14 protein-coding genes are annotated in these 17,795 nt (G+C 61.4%); 10 read left to right on the top strand and 4 right to left on the bottom strand.

The features are described from left to right. Window positions 1-57: 57 nt before the first annotated feature. The 6 genes from FG13_RS02600 (at window position 58) to FG13_RS02575 (ending at window position 7,303) form a co-directional block, all read left to right on the top strand. The gene (locus tag FG13_RS02600) at window positions 58-1,275 is read left to right on the top strand and encodes a Bcr/CflA family efflux MFS transporter (RefSeq protein WP_035818126.1); all 1,218 of its coding nucleotides are present in this window, start codon (window positions 58-60) and stop codon (window positions 1,273-1,275) included. A gap of 22 nt (window positions 1,276-1,297) precedes the next feature. Further along, window positions 1,298-1,909 carry a TetR/AcrR family transcriptional regulator gene (locus tag FG13_RS02595; RefSeq protein WP_081922389.1) on the top strand — a complete coding sequence of 204 codons (612 nt, stop codon included), beginning with the start codon at window positions 1,298-1,300 and terminating at the stop codon, window positions 1,907-1,909. 206 nt (window positions 1,910-2,115) lie between these two features. Continuing rightward, on the top strand, window positions 2,116-3,201 hold the full coding sequence (locus FG13_RS29280; RefSeq protein WP_035818124.1) for a Shedu immune nuclease family protein: 1,086 nt from the start codon (window positions 2,116-2,118) through the stop codon (window positions 3,199-3,201). Window positions 3,202-3,731: 530 nt separating this feature from the next. Beyond that, the gene (mgtA, locus tag FG13_RS02585; RefSeq protein ID WP_035818122.1) at window positions 3,732-6,416 is read left to right on the top strand and encodes a magnesium-translocating P-type ATPase; all 2,685 of its coding nucleotides are present in this window, start codon (window positions 3,732-3,734) and stop codon (window positions 6,414-6,416) included. A 36-nt stretch (window positions 6,417-6,452) separates the two neighbouring features. Further along, window positions 6,453-6,794 carry a hypothetical protein gene (locus FG13_RS02580; RefSeq protein WP_035818120.1) on the top strand — a complete coding sequence of 114 codons (342 nt, stop codon included), beginning with the start codon at window positions 6,453-6,455 and terminating at the stop codon, window positions 6,792-6,794. Then, window positions 6,791-7,303 (top strand): ribonuclease HI family protein, encoded by a 513-nt coding sequence (locus FG13_RS02575; protein ID WP_051958396.1) that lies wholly within the window; start codon window positions 6,791-6,793, stop codon window positions 7,301-7,303. Before FG13_RS02580 ends, FG13_RS02575 begins: the two co-directional genes overlap by 4 nt. On the opposite strand, the gene FG13_RS02570 is transcribed toward FG13_RS02575, so the two are convergent. The 3 genes from FG13_RS02570 to FG13_RS02560 all read right to left on the bottom strand — a co-directional run bounded on the left by FG13_RS02570 (window position 7,300) and on the right by FG13_RS02560 (window position 11,452). After that, on the bottom strand, window positions 7,300-8,937 hold the full coding sequence (locus tag FG13_RS02570) for a methyl-accepting chemotaxis protein (RefSeq protein WP_035818119.1): 1,638 nt from the start codon (window positions 8,935-8,937) through the stop codon (window positions 7,300-7,302). The two genes, FG13_RS02575 and FG13_RS02570, sit on opposite strands and share 4 nt — an antisense overlap. A gap of 72 nt (window positions 8,938-9,009) precedes the next feature. Then, on the bottom strand, window positions 9,010-10,638 hold the full coding sequence (locus FG13_RS02565) for a methyl-accepting chemotaxis protein (protein WP_035818116.1): 1,629 nt from the start codon (window positions 10,636-10,638) through the stop codon (window positions 9,010-9,012). Between the two features lie 322 nt (window positions 10,639-10,960). Continuing rightward, window positions 10,961-11,452 (bottom strand): chemotaxis protein CheW, encoded by a 492-nt coding sequence (locus FG13_RS02560; protein WP_035818113.1) that lies wholly within the window; start codon window positions 11,450-11,452, stop codon window positions 10,961-10,963. 294 nt (window positions 11,453-11,746) lie between these two features. Here FG13_RS02560 and FG13_RS02555 point away from each other — a divergent pair, with 294 nt between their 5' ends. The 4 genes from FG13_RS02555 to FG13_RS02540 all read left to right on the top strand — a co-directional run bounded on the left by FG13_RS02555 (window position 11,747) and on the right by FG13_RS02540 (window position 15,583). Then, window positions 11,747-12,436 carry an HD domain-containing protein gene (locus tag FG13_RS02555; RefSeq protein WP_051959541.1) on the top strand — a complete coding sequence of 230 codons (690 nt, stop codon included), beginning with the start codon at window positions 11,747-11,749 and terminating at the stop codon, window positions 12,434-12,436. A 79-nt stretch (window positions 12,437-12,515) separates the two neighbouring features. Further along, entirely contained in the window at window positions 12,516-13,796 is a 1,281-nt protein-coding gene (locus tag FG13_RS02550; protein ID WP_035826937.1) for a TCR/Tet family MFS transporter, read from the top strand. A 100-nt stretch (window positions 13,797-13,896) separates the two neighbouring features. Beyond that, on the top strand, window positions 13,897-14,718 hold the full coding sequence (locus tag FG13_RS02545; RefSeq protein WP_035818110.1) for a substrate-binding periplasmic protein: 822 nt from the start codon (window positions 13,897-13,899) through the stop codon (window positions 14,716-14,718). 7 nt (window positions 14,719-14,725) lie between these two features. After that, the gene (locus FG13_RS02540; protein ID WP_035818109.1) at window positions 14,726-15,583 is read left to right on the top strand and encodes a DMT family transporter; all 858 of its coding nucleotides are present in this window, start codon (window positions 14,726-14,728) and stop codon (window positions 15,581-15,583) included. Here FG13_RS02540 and FG13_RS02535 read toward each other — a convergent pair. Beyond that, window positions 15,580-17,532 (bottom strand): CocE/NonD family hydrolase, encoded by a 1,953-nt coding sequence (locus FG13_RS02535; RefSeq protein ID WP_035818107.1) that lies wholly within the window; start codon window positions 17,530-17,532, stop codon window positions 15,580-15,582. The genes FG13_RS02540 and FG13_RS02535 overlap by 4 nt on opposite strands. Between the last annotated feature and the right edge of the window lie 263 nt (window positions 17,533-17,795).

The raw sequence follows: 17,795 nt of genomic DNA, 5'->3' as shown, positions 1-17,795 counted from the left end.
AATAAAAAACACGGCGGCGTCCATGCCCCGTTTTTTTGATGACAAGAAGGAAGCGCAATGCAGCAGCAAACCACTCTCCCCGCCGCCAGTCTCGGGCTGGCGGCTTCCCTGGCCCTCGTGGCCGTGCTCGGTCCGGCCGGCATCGACATGTATCTGGCCTCGATGCCCGCCATGGCGCGCGAGCTGCACACCTCGTATGCGAACGTGCAACTGAGCCTGACCGTCTTCCTGCTGGCCCTGGGCGGCGGGCAGCTGCTGTGCGGGCCGCTGACCGACATGCTGGGCCGGCGCCGTCCGCTCCTGGCCGGCATCGCCGTGTATATACTTGCGGCCGCCTGGGCGTCGCAGGCGGATCAATTGAGCACCCTGCTGCTGGCGCGCACCCTGCAGGGTCTGGGCGCGGCGCTGACCCTGGTCGTGGTGATGAGCATGGTGCGCGACGTGGCCGATGGCGTGCAGGCGGCGCGGCTGTTTGCCCTCCTGATGACCATCGTGGGCCTGGCGCCCGTGCTGGCGCCGGCCGTGGGCGGCTTGCTCGACGCGCACTACGGCTGGCGCGCCGTGATGCTGGCCCTGGCCGCGCTGGGTGTGTTCACTCTGCTCAATAGCGCGCTGTTCCTGCCGGAAACCTTGCCGCTAAAGAAGCGCGTTTCGCCGAAGGGCATGCACCGCACCTATGCGCGCATCGCACTGGACCGCGCCTTCCTGCTGCCTGCGCTGGCCCTGTCCGCCGCTTTCTTTTTCCTGTTTGCGTATATCGGCGGCGCCTCGCTCGTGTACCAGCGCGATTTCGGCCTGTCCGCCAGCAATTTCGGCCTGGTCTTCGGCGCCACGGGCGTGGCCGTGCTGCTGGGCGCGATGGCCAGCGCCCGCCTGGTGGAAAAGCATGGCGTGGCGCGCCTGAGCGTGGCGGGCAGCGTGGCCATGCTGGGCGGCGCGGGACTGGCCATGCTCGGTGCCTGGGCGGGAGGGGGAATAACGGCCGTCGTGCCGGGCATGTTCGTGGCCTTGTTTGGCCTGGGCATCGCGGAAGCGGCGCTGATGGCCATGGCCATGGGTTCGCAGCAGCGCGCGCTCGGTTCCACGGCCGCCCTCCTGGGCGCCATCCAGATGAGCTTGTCGTCCCTGGCCACGCCGCTGGCGGCCAGCCTGTCCGAATCGGGGCCGCTGCCCTGGCTGCTGTTCTTGACCGTGGCCGGCCTGCTGGTATCATGGCTGACCCTGGCCACTGCGCGCGTCCATCCGGTCCATGCCAGCAGTCTGGGAGCGCACTGACGCCTCACCCACTCTCACCCCAATGATGAAAAAACGCTCGGCTTCGGCCGATAACATCTGTGCCGTCGCCGTCGTGCACTTTTCGGAGCACGGCTACGACGCCTCGTCCCTCAGCGACATCGCCGCGCAGGCGGGCATGCGCAAGGCTTCGCTGTATTCGCACTTCGCCGGCAAAGATGCCCTGTTTCTGGACGTGTTTGCCGACGCGCTGGCTGAAGAGCAAGCCTTCATGGATGCGTGCTTCGCCGACGAAGCGGCGCTGGCCACGCCCGGCGGCCAGCAAGCTGGCGCCGTGTACTGCGACCGCATGGCCCAGCGCTACGCGGAGTCGGCCCATTTGCGCTTCTTGCTGCGCACGGCGTATTTGCCGCCAGCGCCCCTGCGCATCGAAGTCGGCACGGGCTACGAAGCCTTGCTGGCGCAATTGCAGCGGCATTACGTGGCCAGCCTGGGCCGCCTGGCGCCATCCCTGCCGCCGCAGCACGTCGACCTGTACGCGCAAGCCTACCTGGGCATCGTCGACAGCCTGCATGTGGAGTTGATCTATGCGGGTGGCGCCGCGCTGCAGCAGCGACATGCTGCGCTATGGCAGATATTGTCCGATTCGCTGGCGATGGCGCAAACCAAGATATAAGTTGTACGGAGAAAATTTAGTGCAAATAAATTAAATAGACGATGATTTAGAAAACTCCTATCGACTTCCACTTGTCTAAGGTATTTCGTTGCTCTAATGTGCTGGCTATATAGCGACAGGGTGCCAGTTTTTCAGGTAGCGCTAAAAGCATATTGCTTTGCAAGCAGCTCTACCATGACAACACTAACGACAGGACGAGGTTACCTATGAAAATTAGTGATTTTATTCATCGCTACCCTACTGAACTTGGCCTCAGAACAGATGGAATTTGTCGCGTCAGAACTTTTGTCGATGAACAATTAAATCTGTCCGCGCTGCTAACAGACCTTGATGATAAGAATACCGCCGCATCAATAACAAATGCTATCGAGACAGTATGCGGCTCACTCGTCACAAAAGGAATTGTGCCAAATCAATGCCGTTTCGTAGAGCACTATGAAGCCGATAGCTTGGGGAGCGACAAATTTGATTTAGTCACGTTTACTGAGTCTGGAGTCCCAAAGTGGAAGTCCATTACGCGGGCCAACCTTGAGACTCTAATCGCCTGCGACAAAAGAGAACTAGATACGAAAACTCGAGACGAACCACGCCTACTCAATGAAATTGATCGCTTACGAAATGAAATCGATCCTTTTCTTGATTCCCCATGGCTTGAGTCGCCAGCAGTCACTAAAAGACGTAATGACATCGAATCACGCATGATCAGCAAAAAAATGATCGTTGATCTCGTGGCGCGGGGATCAGGTGAACAAGAACTTCAAAGTATCCTTAAGCAAGACCTCTCAATCTTCGCCGAGGTCTACGCGCAACCAAAGGACGAGTACATTTGTTTTTCCGAATTCCCAGTAGCGGAGGGAGCGGTTGATTTTGCCATTTTTTCAGGCCGGTCTCGAATGGACGTCACACTGTTTGAGATAAAGGGAGCAGAGTTCGATTTAGTAAATAAAGGGCACTATGACAAATTCTCCGCCAAAATTGACATTGCTATTGACCAGATCAGGAAACGGTCAAGACATATCATTGATAACATACAGGAATTCAGGGTGCACACTCATCAAACCCGTCAAAGTGTTGAAGATGGAAAGCTACTTCACAACTCTCTGCTGGGACCTGCCGGGTCGCTTGAAGTTGATCCAGATAAGGACATCAACATACGATTTGTCGTCATAGGGGGGAGAACTCGAGACGATCTCGAGGAAAGCAGAAAGCGCCATGATGTGGAGCGAAGTACTCATCCACCTATACGAGTGGAGTCTTGGGACACTTGGCTGAGAAAAATTAGACGAGAGTAAGAGAATACCCTCCGTTTGCGAGGCACGACATAGCCAACGAAGTCCCAAACAACAGCGCGCATGCACCTGCGCGCCTCCTTGAGATAGTCCAGTGCTACGCCCTGACAATGGCTAAGCAAGTAAATTCAATTACACATTTCGAGTGCATTTCCACCACCAACATTACACTTTGGAAACCTAAGATTTCTTCAGTTGACACCTGGGCAGCCCATCCATAAGATGCCCTCATTATTCATTTACGGAGTCCCACGTGAGTACTTGTTCTAGTGACAGTAGCCGATCTTGTATCGGTGATTGCCTCGGCAGCTAAACAGCAAGCAACGCGGAACTTTCTTTCCTCCGTGCCTTGCTGAGCAAGGTGCGGTGTCTCGCGCGGCCAGTCCGGCTGCGCGCCTCCCCTTCTTTCCGATCGCGACCGGCTACTGACCGGATTGCCCGCCAGCGTCATGCTTTGTCATGCGCGCTGGCGGCACGCAAGTCTTGCCTGCGGCTGCGCCGCCCGCCAACACCTCGTCGTGAAAGGAAGAGCCATGAATCTCTTCACCCGCTTATTTGAATCGTTCCTGCGCAAGCGCCATACGGCCGGCCATTTCCGCCGTCGCGCCATGCCGCTGGAAAACAGCACGGCCCGTCCCGTGCCCGACCACCTGGCGCGCCAGCTGCTGGCCGCCGCCCATGAAGAGCTGGACAGCGCGCTGAACCGGCTGCACACGCGGGCCGAAGGCTTGCGCGATGCCGAGGCGCAAGTCATCGGCGCGCAAACGGGCCCGAACGAGGTCGAGCATGAAAAACCGCTGGCCTGGTACCAGCACCTGTGGCTGTGCTACAAGAATCCGTTCAACCTGCTGCTCACGGTGCTGGCCATCGTTTCCTACCTGACGGAAGATCCGAAGGCGACCATCGTCATCGGCACCATGGTGATTCTCTCAACCCTGCTGCGCTTCGTGCAGGAAGGCCGCTCGAACCGGGCGGCCGAGCGCCTGAAAGCCATGGTCAGCAATACGGCCACCGTGCTGCGCAATGGCCAGCAGATCGAGCTGCCGATCCGCCAGCTGGTGCAGGGCGACATCATCGTGCTGTCGGCCGGCGACATGATCCCCGCCGACTGCCGTCTGCTGTCCGCGAAAGACCTGTTCGTCAGCCAGGCCGCCATGACCGGTGAATCCCTGCCGGTGGAAAAGATGGCCGAGCTGGCCGACGCCCATGGCAAAGACCCGATGGAACTGGCCAATTTGCTGTTCATGGGCACGAATGTGATCTCGGGCGCCGCCACGGCGCTGGTCCTGGCGACCGGCAACCGCACCTATTTCGGCACCATCGCCACGAGAGTGACGGCCACCGAGCGCACGCCGACGGCGTTCGAAGCGGGCGTCAACAGCGTCAGCTGGCTCTTGATCCGCTTCGCCCTCGTGATGGCGCCGCTCGTGTTCCTGATCAACGGCTGGACCAAGGGCGACTGGATGGAAGCGTTTTTGTTCGCCCTGTCGGTCGCCGTGGGCCTGACGCCGGAAATGCTGCCCATGATCGTCACCAGCACCCTGGCCAAGGGCGCCGTGAAACTGTCGAAAAAGAAAGTCGTCGTGAAACGCCTGGACGCCATCCAGAACTTCGGCGCCATGGACGTGCTGTGCACGGACAAGACAGGCACTTTGACGCAGGACAAGATCGTGCTCGAGCGCCACACGGACGTGTTCGGCCAGCCCTCCGATGAAGTGCTGCAATTCGCGTATTTGAACAGCCACTACCAGACGGGCCTGAAAAACCTGCTCGATCGCGCCGTGCTCGACCACGTGGAATTGCAGACGGAAATGCAGCTGGCGCGCGATTACGTGAAAGTCGATGAAATCCCGTTCGATTTCGTGCGCCGCCGCATGTCCGTCGTCGTTTCCGAAAAGAATGATCACCATGAACTGATCTGCAAGGGCGCCGTCGAGGAAATCCTCGCCGCCTGCAGCCATCTGCGCCTGGGCGGCGTGAACATTCCCCTCGATCCTGCCCTGCTGGCCAAGGTGCTGGACACCACGCAGGGCCTGAACGCGGAAGGGCTAAGAGTGGTCGCCGTGGCCGTCAAGGAAGTGCCGCCGCATAAAACCGTGTACGGCGTGGCCGATGAAACGGCGCTGACCCTGATCGGTTATGTCGCCTTTCTCGATCCGCCGAAGGAATCGACGGCGCCCGCCCTGCGCGCGCTGGCGGAACATGGCGTCACCGTGAAAGTCTTGACGGGCGACAACCACCTGGTGACGGCGAAGATTTGCCGCGAAGTGGGTCTGGCCGTGCATGGCGTGCTGCAAGGCCCGCAACTGGACGACATGGACGACGCCACCCTGGCGCAGGCAGCCGAAGACAACACGGTGTTTGCCAAGCTCAGCCCGCTGCACAAGGAACGCCTCGTGCGCGCGCTGCGCGGCAATGGACACATCGTCGGCTTCATGGGCGACGGCATCAACGACGCGCCCGCCCTGCGCGCGGCCGACATCGGCATTTCCGTCGATTCGGCCGTCGATATCGCCAAGGAAGCGGCCGACATCATCCTGCTGGAAAAGAGCCTGATGGTGCTGGAAGAAGGCGTGCTGGAAGGCCGGCGCACCTTCAGCAACATGCTGAAATATATCCGCATGACGGCCAGCTCGAACTTCGGCAATGTGTTTTCCGTGCTGGTGGCCAGCGCCTTTTTGCCGTTTTTGCCGATGCTGCCGCTGCACTTGCTGGTGCAAAACCTGTTGTATGACGTGTCGCAGATCGCCATTCCCTTCGACAATGTCGATGCCGAGCTAATCCAGCAGCCTCTGAGCTGGAACCCGCGCGACATCGGCCGCTTCATGGTCTTTTTTGGGCCCATCAGCTCGATCTTTGACATCAGCACGTTTATCCTGATGTGGCATGTGTTTGGCGCGAATACGCCTGAGCAGCAGACGCTGTTCCAGTCCGGCTGGTTCGTCGTGGGGCTGCTGACGCAAACCCTGATCGTGCACCTGATCCGCACGCCCAAGCTGCCCTTCATCGACAGCATCGCGTCCGTGCCCCTGCTGGTGGCCACGACCCTCATCATGGCCGTGGGCGTGTTCCTGCCGATGGGACCGCTGGCAACCTACTTCAAGCTGCAAGCCTTGCCACTGGGCTATTTCCCCTGGCTGCTGGGCATCCTCGTGTGCTACACGGTGCTGACGACGTTCATGAAACGCGTGTATCTGCGCAAATTTGGCTGGCAATAGTATGATGAGCCGCTCTTTCCCCTACAAAAGGCGCGCATGAGCGGCTCTTCCCTTTCCAAACGTAATCTTGCCCTGCTGTTGTCGGCCCTCGTCTTCCCCGGCAGCGGGCATTTTGTATTGAAACGCAAGGCGCGCGGCAGCCTCTTCCTCGTGCCGGCCCTGGTCGCGCTGGTACTCGTATTACGCCAGATCATGGCACGTTTAGACCAGGTAATGGCACAGATCGACAGTGGCGCCCTGCCCCTCGACGTGCAGCTGATCGTGGAAAAAGTCGATGCCCTGTCTGCCAATGACGGGCCCGCCATGACGGTGGCCGTGGGCGTGCTGGTGGCGTGCTGGGTAGCCAGCCTGATCGACACCTTCCTCATCAAGCCATGACGCCGGAAGCAGTCGCGCGCAAACTGCGCAAGGAAGCGAAGATGCAGGCGCGCCGCGCGCAGCTGGCGCTCAGCCGCCAGGACCACGGCGGCCCGCTGGCCTGGCGCGGCTGGTTCGACGGCTCCGCCCATCCGAATCCGGGCAAGCTGGGCATAGGCGCCCTGCTACTGGGGCCGAACGGCGAACGCATCGAGGTAAGCGAAGCGGCCGGCTATGGCAGCAGCAGCGACGCGGAATACGCGGCCCTGACGGCCGTGCTGCAGGCGGCACTCAAGGTGCGCCCGCCGCCCGTGCAACTGCTGCTGTTCGGCGACAGCCAGGTGGTGATCAACGACGTGCTGGGAACGACGCCGGTCGGCGCCAAGGGACTGGAAACGCAAAGGGCCACCGTAGTGGCCCTGCTGGAACAATTTACTGATGTGAGCTTGCGCTGGATTCCTCGCCACAGGAATGGCGAGGCGGACCGGCTGTCCCAGCTGGCGATTACCGGCTGGGTGGAAGAAGGTTAAGCGGCGCGGCCGATCCGCAATGCTTCCTTAGGCTCTTTCGCCGCAGGGCGTTGCTTGCCCTTCAAACCGCTGACACTGGCCTGCTGCCCGTTCAGTTTAAAGACGCTGACGACCTGCGCCAGGTTATGCGCCTGGTGCTGCATCGATTCGGCCGCGGCCGCCGACTCTTCCACCAAGGCCGCGTTTTGCTGCGTCACGGCATCCATCTGGCCGATGGCGCGGTTGATCTCGTCGATGCCCACGCTTTGCTCGCTGCTGGCCGCCGTGATTTCCGTGATGATGTCGCTCACGCGCTGCACGCTGTCAACGATGTCGGTCATGGTCGAACCAGCTTGCGCCACCAGCATGCTGCCCGCGTTGACTTGCTCCACGGACGCGCCGATCAGGGTTTTGATCTCTTTCGCGGCAGAAGCGGAACGCTGGGCCAGATTGCGAACTTCGGACGCCACGACGGCAAAACCACGTCCCTGTTCACCTGCGCGCGCCGCTTCCACGGCCGCGTTCAAGGCCAGGATATTCGTCTGGAAAGCGATGCCGTCGATCACACTGATAATGTCGACGATCTTGTTCGACGAAGCGTTGATCGATTCCATCGTGCCCACCACCTGCGCCACCACTTCGCCACCCTTGACGGCCACTTGCGCCGCCGAAGCCGCCAATTGATTCGCCTGGCGCGCATTGTCCGCATTCTGTTTCACGGTGCTGGTCAGTTCTTCCATCGACGACGCCGTCTCCTCCAGCGAACCAGCCTGCTCTTCCGTGCGGGAAGACAGGTCCTGGTTGCCGGCGGCGATTTGCGTCGAGGATGTGGCGATGCTGTCCGTGCCGCTGCGCACTTCGCCCACGATGTTGAGCAGGCTGGTGTTCATGTCCTTCAGAGCCAGCAAGAGTTGGCCCGTCTCATCCTTGGCACTGGCGTCGATCTGCGCCGTCAAGTCGCCATCAGCCACCTTGCGGGCGATGTCCACGGCCGTGCGCAGGGGACGCACGATGCCCATCGTCAACAACCAGGCGCACACGACGCCAAAACCCAGCGCCAGCACGGCCAGAGTCAGCAGCAAGTTGCGGCTCGTCTTGGCGACCTCGTCGATCTCGCGCGCGGTTTTATCGATGCTGGCGCGCTGGTGCTGCAGCATGTCGTTGACCACTTTCAGGTATTTCGTCGAGCCGGGCACGAAGATGCCCTGGAAAGCCTGCTCCGCTTCCGCTTCCTGTCCATCCGCCTTCAGCTTCGACACTTGCGCGCGCGAGTCGAGGTAAACCTTGCGCTGTTCGCTCACCAGGCGGAACAGTTCTTTTTCTTCCGGGCTGGAAATCAAGGCTTCGATTTTCTTTTGCAATTCGCCCGAGACGACGGACGATTGCTTGGCTTCTTCCGCAAAATACGCGCCCAAGGTCGTGTCGCTGCTGCGTGCGATGGCCGTGGTGCGGCGCACGCCGCTGTCAATTTTTGCGTACCAGTCGGAAATATAGCGTTCCTTCGTCAGCGGCAATTCCATCATGGTGCGCGTGGCCGTGGCCACGTCATGCAAACGCCACACGCTGATGCCGGTGATGAGCATGGAAAACAGCAAAATCACGGCAAAACCCAGGCCGAGGCGCACACCAATACTGACGTTTCTTAACAAATTCATGTGAATATCCTAAAAAAGCGGAACCAGACTATATAAAAGGGGTTGCGGCTGCACGGGGCGGCCGCGGCGCGATCAGCGTGTGCCGATGCGCAAGGTGCTTTGCGGCGCTGCCGGGCGTTTTGGCGTCTTGGCAGCACTGGCGCCGGCCTGCTGGCCGTTGAGCTTGAAGACGCTGACGACCTGCGCCAGGTTATGCGCCTGGTGCTGCATCGATTCGGCGGCAGCAGCCGATTCTTCCACCAGGGCCGCGTTTTGCTGCGTCACGGCGTCCATCTGGCCGATGGCGCGGTTGATCTCGTCGATGCCCACGCTTTGCTCGCTGCTCGCTGCCGTGATTTCCGTGATGATGTCGCTCACGCGCTGCACGCTGTCGACGATGTCGGTCATGGTCGAACCGGCTTGCGCCACCAGCATGCTGCCCGCGTTGACTTGCTCCACGGACGCGCCGATCAGGGTCTTGATCTCTTTCGCGGCCGAAGCGGAACGCTGGGCCAGATTGCGCACTTCGGAGGCCACCACGGCAAAGCCACGGCCCTGCTCACCCGCGCGCGCCGCTTCCACGGCCGCGTTCAAGGCCAGGATATTCGTCTGGAAAGCGATGCCGTCGATCACACTGATAATGTCGACGATCTTGTTCGAGGAAGCGTTGATCGATTCCATCGTGCCCACCACCTGCGCCACGACTTCGCCACCCTTGACGGCCACTTGCGCCGCCGAGGCCGCCAATTGATTCGCCTGACGCGCATTGTCCGCATTCTGCTTCACGGTGCTGGTCAGCTCTTCCATCGACGACGCTGTTTCCTCCAGGGAACCGGCCTGCTCTTCCGTGCGGGACGACAGGTCCTGGTTGCCGGCGGCAATTTGCGTCGAGGACGTCGCGATGCTATCCGTACCGCTGCGCACTTCGCCCACGATGTTGAGCAGGCTCGTGTTCATGTCCTTCAACGCTTGCAGCAATTGCCCCGTTTCATCCTTGGCGCTGGCGTCGATCTGCGCCGTCAAGTCGCCATCGGCCACCTTGCGGGCGATGTCCACGGCTGTGCGCAGTGGGCGCACGATGCCCATCGTCAAGACCCAGGCGCACACGACGCCAAAGCCCAGCGCCAGCGCGGCCAGCACCAGCATCAGGTTGCGGCTGGTATTGGCGACGCCGTCGATTTCGCGCGCCGTCGTGTCGATGCTGGCGCGCTGGTGTTCCAGCAAGTCCTGCACCATCTTCTGGTACTTGGCGGCGGCCGGCACGAAGGTCTTTTCAAACACCTCATTGGCGGCGTCGGCCTGCGCTTCGCCCTTCAGCTTGTAGACCTGGTCGCGCGAACTGATGTACACCTTGCGCTGCTCCAGCAAGCCCGCGAACATGGCTTTTTCTTCCGGCTTGTCGATCAGCGCCTCGATTTTCTTTTGCAGTTCAGCCGAGCTGGACGACGAGACTTTCGATTCTTCCGCGAAATAGCCGCTGAGCGAGGTGTCGCTGCTGCGGGCAATCGCGATGGTGCGGCGCACGGCGCTGTCGATACGGCCGTACCAGTCGGAAATATAGCGTTCCTTCGCCAGCGGTTGTTCCATCATGACGCGCGTGGCGCTGGCCACGTCGTGCAGGCGCCAGACGCTGATGCCCGTAATGAGCATGGAAAACAGCAAAATCACGGCAAAACCGAGTCCGAGGCGGACACCGATGCTGACGTTGCGTAATAAATTCATGTGACTATCCTAAAAAGCCCCGACGCCAGCATGCCGAACGGCTGGCGGCATCCCTTTGGAGCGCTGAGTGGCTGCGGTATCAAAGCGGGCATGAAAAGTGAAACCAAAGTGAAACTGGCGCACGGTTCGGCTGAACCGTGCGCCAGGAAAGGCGCTAGCGTGCGCCTTGCAGAAAAAGCAAACAATGCTTGGGGTCAATTGTTTCTAAAAAAACCTCTCAACACTAGGGTGTCAGGAAATGTTCAGGGCAAGGCGCGTTGCCGAAGACAGTACGAATGTACGGCGAGGCAATGCAACGCCGTCCTGGACTTTTCCTGGCGGCCTAGGCTGCTAATTTTTCGATCAAGCCCATGTCGGCGCTAGACATCAGCTGGTCGATATCGACCAGGATCAGCATGCGCTCGTCGATGGTGCCCAGGCCGATCACGTATTCCGTGTTGATCGAACGGCCCATGTCCGGCGCCGGCTTGATCTGTTCCGGCATCAGCGTGGTGACGTCGGAGACGCGGTCGACGACCATGCCGACGACGCGGTTGCCGATATTGAGGATGATGACGACGGTGAACTGGTCATAGCTGGGCGTGCCCAGGTTGAACTTGATGCGCATGTCGACGATCGGCACGATGATGCCGCGCAGGTTGACCACGCCCTTGACGAACTCGGGGGCGTTGGCGATGCGGGTCGGCGTTTCATAGCTGCGGATTTCGCTGACTTTCTGGATGTCGATGCCATACTCTTCCTGGCCGAGCGTAAAAGCCAGGTATTCGGCAGCCTTGGCAACGGTTGCGCCAGTGTCGCTGGAAATGGTGTTCATGATAATCCTTTAGTTAACTCGCCTGGGGCGCAGGCCAGCATGCACGATGGCATGACTGCCACTAGTATGTTTTTTGCAAATACTTTCTCGCAATTAGCTTATGCTTCTAATTTCCGTGCGGCAATGTTACCCCATGTAAATTCTACATGCACTAAAAAAGAGCAAATGCTGGAGGAATGATTTCCAAAAATATAATCTATGTAGCAAATACGGCACGCCGAAGAGCAGACCACCGGCCGCAGGCGGCGGCGTTTTATGCCACACTGGCGGCCCCTGCTTTTTATGACCTTGACCATGCACTCTTTGCTTTCTCAATGGCAACCACGCCTGCTGGCGCTGGCCACGGCCGGCCTGGGCGATGACAGCGCCCACGACCTCAACCACCTGCACCGCGTCTGGCGCAACGCCAGTGCCCTGCTGCAAGAGCATGCGGACGCGGACTCCCTCACCGTGATGGCCGCCTGCTATTTGCACGACCTCGTCAACTTGCCGAAAAACCACCCCGAACGCCACCTGGCCTCGCGTCAGGCGGCAGCGCTGGCGTGCCGCCAGTTGGCGGAACTGGATTTCCCCGCAGAAAAATTGGCGGGCGTGGCCCACGCCATCGAGACGCACAGTTTTTCCGCCAACTTGCCGCCACACACCATCGAAGCGCAGATCGTGCAGGATGCCGACCGCATCGACGCGCTAGGTGCCGTGGGACTGGCGCGCCTGTTTTACACGGCCGCGCGCATGGATAGCGCGCTGGCGCATGGCACGGATCCGCTGGCGCAGCAGCGTCCGCTCGACGACAAGGCCTATGCGCTCGACCATATCGTCACCAAGCTCGACAAGCTGCCCGGCAAGATGCAGACGGCGGCGGGACGCGCGCTGGCCGAACGGCGACTGGCCGTGTTGACGGACTTCCGCGCCGCCTTTGCCGACGAATGGGGAATGCCCCCTGACATGGATGGCGATAGCCAGCATGGTTCCCGCTGTCTATAATGCAAGCCTCAGCTATCGCGCCGCGCGTCAGCAACATCCTGTCACGCGCCGGCGCTATGCCAACGCGCCGAAAGCATGCATGTCCGATAAAACCAGCCCCGACAGCCATTCCCCGTCCTCCCCCGCCCTAAAGAGCGCCGGCAACCTCAATTTCATCCTCGTCTGCGTCTTCATCGACATGCTGGGCATCGGCCTGGTGGTGCCCGTGCTGCCCATCCTGATCGGCAACTTTGTCGATGGCAAGGATGCGCAGGCGTTCTGGTACGGCATCATGGCGGCCCTCTTCGGTTTGCTGCAATTCATCTTCATGCCCATGCTGGGCGCCATCAGCGACCGCGTGGGACGCCGTCCCGTGCTGCTGTACTCGATGGCCGGCATGGGCATCAACTTTCTCGCCACGGGCTGGGCGCCGAACCTGGCCTGCCTGTTCATCGGCAGGGTCATCGGCGGCGTCTCGTCGGCCAGCATGTCGGTCGCGTCCGCCTATGCCTCCGACGTGTCCACGCCCGACAACCGCGCCAAGAGTTTCGGCAAGATCGGCGCCGCCTTTGGCCTGGGCTTCATTTGCGGGCCTATGCTGGGCGGCCTGCTGGGCGAAATCGATCTGCGCCTGCCGTTTTACGTGGCGGCGGGCCTGTCGGCGGCCAATTTCATCTACGGCTATTTCTGCGTACCCGAGTCGCTGCGGCCTGGCCCGCGCGCACCGTTCACCCTGGCGCGCATCAATCCGTTTGCCGCCCTGCTGAAGCTGGTGCGCCGCGTGGAAATCCGTGGCCTGGTGCTGGCCTTCGGCCTGATGACGTTTGCGCAAATGATGCTCAACACCACCTGGGTGCTGTACACGCATTTCCGTTTCGACTGGACGCCGCGCCAGAACGGCATCGCCCTGTTCTGCGTGGGCCTGTGCGCGGCCGTCGTGCAGGCGGGCTTGCTGGGCATACTCATCAAGCGCTTTGGCGAAGTGCGCCTGTCCCTGCTGGGCATGGCCTCGGGCGCCCTCACCTATTTGCTGTACGGCCTGGCAACACAGGGCTGGATGATGTATGCGCTGATCCTGTGCAACCTGCTGGCCTTTGCCGCCGGCCCCGCCCTGCAAGGCATCATCTCGAAATCATCGAACGCCAGCGAACAGGGAGAGCTGATGGGCTCGCTGCAATCGATCAGCAGCCTGGGCATCATCATCATGCCTTTGCTCGGCAGCATGATCCTGGGCGAAGTGAGCCACTTGCCGCCGCAGGACTGGCGCATCGGCAGCACCTTCTACCTATGCGCCATCATGCAAATGCTGGGCATCCTGGTGGCCTGGCGCTACTTCAAGGCGCAACGCCAGGCAAGACTTGTGGTTTCCACCACAAAGTAGTCGGCGGTATAATATTGCACTTGAGAAATAAATAGGCGAGAATGGGATAATCAGCGGAGCGTTGCCGACGCCCCGCATTCGATGGTGAGCAAGGATGGGTATGACTGACTTTTATTCCAGCGCCTGGCGCCGGACCGTGGCCATGCTGGCGCTGGCGCTGCCATCGCTGGCGAGCGCGCAATGCTCGCGCGACATCCAGGTGCCCGTCTCGGCCATCGGCGCCAGCGTGGTGGTCAATGGCGCCACGATAGGCGGCATCTATCCCGACTTGCTGCGCAGCATGGGCGCCAAGCTCGGCTGCAATTTCATCTTCACGGCCGTGCCCCGCGCGCGCCTGGAAGCGATGTTCGAGACGGGCAAGGCCGATATGCTGATCCCGGCCAGCAGCACCTTGCGGCGCGACCAGCATGGCCTGTTCATCCCCATGCTGGGCAGCCGACCCCTGCTGATCTCGCTGCAGGGCGCACGCGCGCCCATCAACACCATGCAGGAACTGATCGAGCGGCGCGAATTGCGCGTGGCGCTCGTGCGCGGCTACGACTATGGCGCACCGTACCAGGCGCTGGCGAAGGAACTGAGCAGCCAGGGGCGCCTGTTTTATGAAGTCGACGCCCTGTCCGTGGCGCGCCTGATGCAAAGCGGCTTCATCGACGCCACCATCATGAGCCCCACCATCCTCGCCGGCGTGGCGCAGAACGATGCGCGCGTATATGGCCTGGCCGACCGCTTGCGCCTGGAAGCGCTGCCGGAGCTGCCGTGGGGCATGAGCGGCGTCTACCTGTCGCGCAAGTCCCTCACGCCGGAAGACCAGGCCACCCTGCGCGAACTGCTGGACAAGGCGGGACGCTCCGGTTCCGTGATGGAAGGCTTCCAGCGCCATCACCGCCAGGAACTGCTGTCGCTCAGCATACGCCCCCGCTAAGGCCTGCATGTCCGGTCTGGTTGTCGCCGTCGTCCTGTTCGCCGCCCTGCTGCACGCCAGCTGGAACGCCATCGTCAAGTCGGGCAAGGATACCTTTCTCAGCACGGTACTCGTTTCCGTGGGCGCGGCCCTGATGTCGCTGGCCGTCCTGCCTTTCGTCAACCCTCCCGCCCCTGCCAGCTGGCCTTACCTGGCCGCCTCGGCCGTGGCGCAGCTGGCCTATTACTCGCTGCTGGCGGCCGCCTACAAGGCGGGCGACATGAGCCATGCCTACCCCTTGATGCGCGGCAGCGCGCCGCTCATCGTCGCACTGGCCAGCTGGCCGCTGATCGGCGAGCGCCTGTCTCCCATGCAGATGGGCGCCGTCGCCTGCATCTGCGCGGGCATCTTCGGCCTGTATGTTGCCGCGCGCACGAGCGGCATCGGTAAGGCGCCGAAAAGCACGGGCCGCGTCACCGCCTTTGCGCTGGGCAACGCCTGCGTCATCGCCAGCTATACCCTGATCGACGGCATCGGCGTGCGCCTGTCCGGCGCCCCGGCCGCCTACACGATGTGGATTTTTGTCTTGAACGGAACGGGCCTGCTGCTGTGGACGGCCTTGCGCCGCCCCGCCGACTTGCTTGCCTATGCGCAAACGCAATGGCGTTTGGCCGCCGTTGGCGGTTTCGGCACCCTCGCCTCGTATGGCCTGGCCCTGTGGGCCATGACGCAGGCGCCCGTGGCCGCCATCGCGGCCCTGCGCGAAACGTCGATCCTGTTCGCCATCGCGATTGCGGCCCTGTTCCTGCGCGAAAAAATCAGCCCCCGCCACTACCTGGCCATCGGCCTGATCGCGGCGGGCGCCATCCTCATGCGCATGGGCTAGCGGGCGTCGAGCGGCGCAATCGGCAACTCGATGGCGCTGGCCGCCCCTGCCGCGTGGTACACGCGCTGCGTCGCCTTTTTATAATCGCCTGGCTGGGCCAGGAAGATATTCGGCACGAAGGTTTGCGGATTGCGGTCGTACAGGGGGAACCAGCTCGACTGCACTTGCACGGCGATGCGGTGGCCGGGCAGGAAAACGTGATTCGCGTTCGGCAAGGCGAAACGATAGCGCTCGACCTTACCGGCAGGAATCGCCGTCGGGTGTTCGAGGCTGTCCCGGTAGCGGCCACGGAAGATGTCCATCGCCACGCCCAGCTGGTAGCCACCCATGGCCGGCTGCGACGGTACTTCATCCGGATACACGTCGATCAGTTTTACCACCCAGTCGGCATCCGTGCCGCTGGTGGCGGCGAACAGGTTGACCATCGGCGCGCCGGCGATGCGCACGGCCGTCTTCAACGGTTCGGAAACATAGCTGAGCACGTCCGTGCGGTCCGCATAGCCGCGCTGGTCGCTGACCAGCCATGGCTTCCACACGTCGCCATCGTTCAGGCGCACGGGACGGGGTACGAACGGCACGGGTTTCGCGGGATCGGCCACGTATTCGTCGAAGGCGCCGCTGGCTGCATCGGCTGTGGCCGATGACGCCGCAAAGCCCAGCTTGTAGCCATCCTGCAGGTAGATCGGCGTCAGCTTGATATCACACGTCTCGCAGGCCAGCGGCCACTGCTGCAGGCGCTGCCACTGGTTGGTGCCGCTCTGGTACGACACGACGGGCGCCGTGTTCGCTTCCGGTGCGCCATCCTTCAGATATTGATTGAGGAATGGCTGCATGACTTTTTCACGGAACTGGCGTGCCGTATCGCCGTCAAACTTCAGGGCGCCCAGACTGGAGCCGTCATAATTGACGCCGCTGTGGCGCCACGGGCCGATGGCCAGGTAATTGAGGTTGTTGCGCGTGTCGCGCCCTTCCATCGCCCAGTAGCTGGCGTAGGGGCCATAGATATCTTCCTGGTCCCACTGTCCCACCACGTGCATGGTGGGCACGATCAGCTGACGCTTGGCCAGTATCTTGTCGAGCGCCTGTTCCTGCCAGTAACTGTCGTAAGCCGGGTGTTCGAACAGCTTTTTCGTGTAGGTCAGCTTGTCGATGCCGAATTTCTTCGCGTAATCACCGGCCGAACCGATGCGCAGATACGCCTCGTAATCGTCGTAGACGCCCAGCGCCGGCGATTCGCCGCTGCCGCGCACGCTCGTCTGGCCCGCGATGTACGACAGGCTGGGCATGCGGAAGGCGCCATTATGAAACCAGTCGTCGCCGCGCCAGCCGTCGACCATGGCGCTCATGGGCACGGCCACCTTCAGGGCCGGATGCGGGTCGACCAGGGCCATCAGCACCGTATGTCCCTCGTACGAGGAACCGAGCATGCCCACCTTGCCGTTGCTTTCCGGCACATTTTTCACGAGCCAGTCGATCGTGTCCCACGCATCGGTCACATTATCGACCTTGGTATTGTTCAGCGGGCCGCGCACGGGGCGCGTCATCACGTAATCGCCTTCCGAGCCATGCTTGCCGCGCACGTCCTGGAACACGCGGATGTAGCCGTTTTCCACCAGGGTATCGTCGCCCAGCGGCAAGGTGACCAGCATGCTGGGGCTGGCGGCGCGCTGGGCGCGGCGGGCCGCATTGTACGGCGTGCGCGTGAGCATGATCGGCGCTTTTTGCGCGCCTTTCGGCACGACGATCACCGTGTACAGCTTGACGCCGTCGCGCATGGGGATCATTACCACGCGCTTGACGTAGTCGTTCAGGTCCGGCATCACCAGTTTGGCGCCGATATCGGGCGTCATCGGCGGCGTTTTCGGCGTTTGCGCCAGCACGGGCGCGGTAAACAGGGAACTTACAATCAAGGCCAGGCCGGTGAGCCGGACGGGGGACGACACGTGCATACTGTTCTCCAATGATTCATGCCACGCAAAAGTGACCGAACGGCAATAGTACTCGGAAAGCAAGTTTTGCATAAGGCAAGCCTCTGACGCGGCGCAGCAGAGAAATCGGGGGCGCAAACTTGACAGAACGCGCCCGAACTGCAACCATAACGCCATGAAATTTATCCCTTCACAACACGCCTGCTTGAATTGGTGGTCCCGCTCACTCCGCGCGGCCACTGCATAGTGATGTGAATCTGATCCACGCCGCCTCGATCGGTGGC

It is taken from the genome of Janthinobacterium sp. RA13, assembly GCF_000745325.1.
Lineage (GTDB): Bacteria > Pseudomonadota > Gammaproteobacteria > Burkholderiales > Burkholderiaceae_D > Janthinobacterium > Janthinobacterium rivuli.
The sequence above is the reverse complement of the archived record's forward strand: the minus strand, read 5'-3'. Positions and strand labels throughout refer to the sequence as shown.

What these genes read in the sequence shown, in the direction of transcription:
- FG13_RS02600 (WP_035818126.1), top strand. Translation starts at nt 58, where the DNA reads ATGCAGCAGCAAACCACTCTCCCCGCCGCCAGTCTCGGGCTGGCGGCT.
- FG13_RS02595 (WP_081922389.1), top strand. Translation starts at nt 1,298, where the DNA reads ATGATGAAAAAACGCTCGGCTTCGGCCGATAACATCTGTGCCGTCGCC.
- FG13_RS29280 (WP_035818124.1), top strand. Translation starts at nt 2,116, where the DNA reads ATGAAAATTAGTGATTTTATTCATCGCTACCCTACTGAACTTGGCCTC.
- mgtA (WP_035818122.1), top strand. Translation starts at nt 3,732, where the DNA reads ATGAATCTCTTCACCCGCTTATTTGAATCGTTCCTGCGCAAGCGCCAT.
- FG13_RS02580 (WP_035818120.1), top strand. Translation starts at nt 6,453, where the DNA reads ATGAGCGGCTCTTCCCTTTCCAAACGTAATCTTGCCCTGCTGTTGTCG.
- FG13_RS02575 (WP_051958396.1), top strand. Translation starts at nt 6,791, where the DNA reads ATGACGCCGGAAGCAGTCGCGCGCAAACTGCGCAAGGAAGCGAAGATG.
- FG13_RS02570 (WP_035818119.1), bottom strand. Translation starts at nt 8,937, where the DNA reads ATGAATTTGTTAAGAAACGTCAGTATTGGTGTGCGCCTCGGCCTGGGT.
- FG13_RS02565 (WP_035818116.1), bottom strand. Translation starts at nt 10,638, where the DNA reads ATGAATTTATTACGCAACGTCAGCATCGGTGTCCGCCTCGGACTCGGT.
- FG13_RS02560 (WP_035818113.1), bottom strand. Translation starts at nt 11,452, where the DNA reads ATGAACACCATTTCCAGCGACACTGGCGCAACCGTTGCCAAGGCTGCC.
- FG13_RS02555 (WP_051959541.1), top strand. Translation starts at nt 11,747, where the DNA reads ATGCACTCTTTGCTTTCTCAATGGCAACCACGCCTGCTGGCGCTGGCC.
- FG13_RS02550 (WP_035826937.1), top strand. Translation starts at nt 12,516, where the DNA reads ATGTCCGATAAAACCAGCCCCGACAGCCATTCCCCGTCCTCCCCCGCC.
- FG13_RS02545 (WP_035818110.1), top strand. Translation starts at nt 13,897, where the DNA reads ATGACTGACTTTTATTCCAGCGCCTGGCGCCGGACCGTGGCCATGCTG.
- FG13_RS02540 (WP_035818109.1), top strand. Translation starts at nt 14,726, where the DNA reads ATGTCCGGTCTGGTTGTCGCCGTCGTCCTGTTCGCCGCCCTGCTGCAC.
- FG13_RS02535 (WP_035818107.1), bottom strand. Translation starts at nt 17,532, where the DNA reads ATGCACGTGTCGTCCCCCGTCCGGCTCACCGGCCTGGCCTTGATTGTA.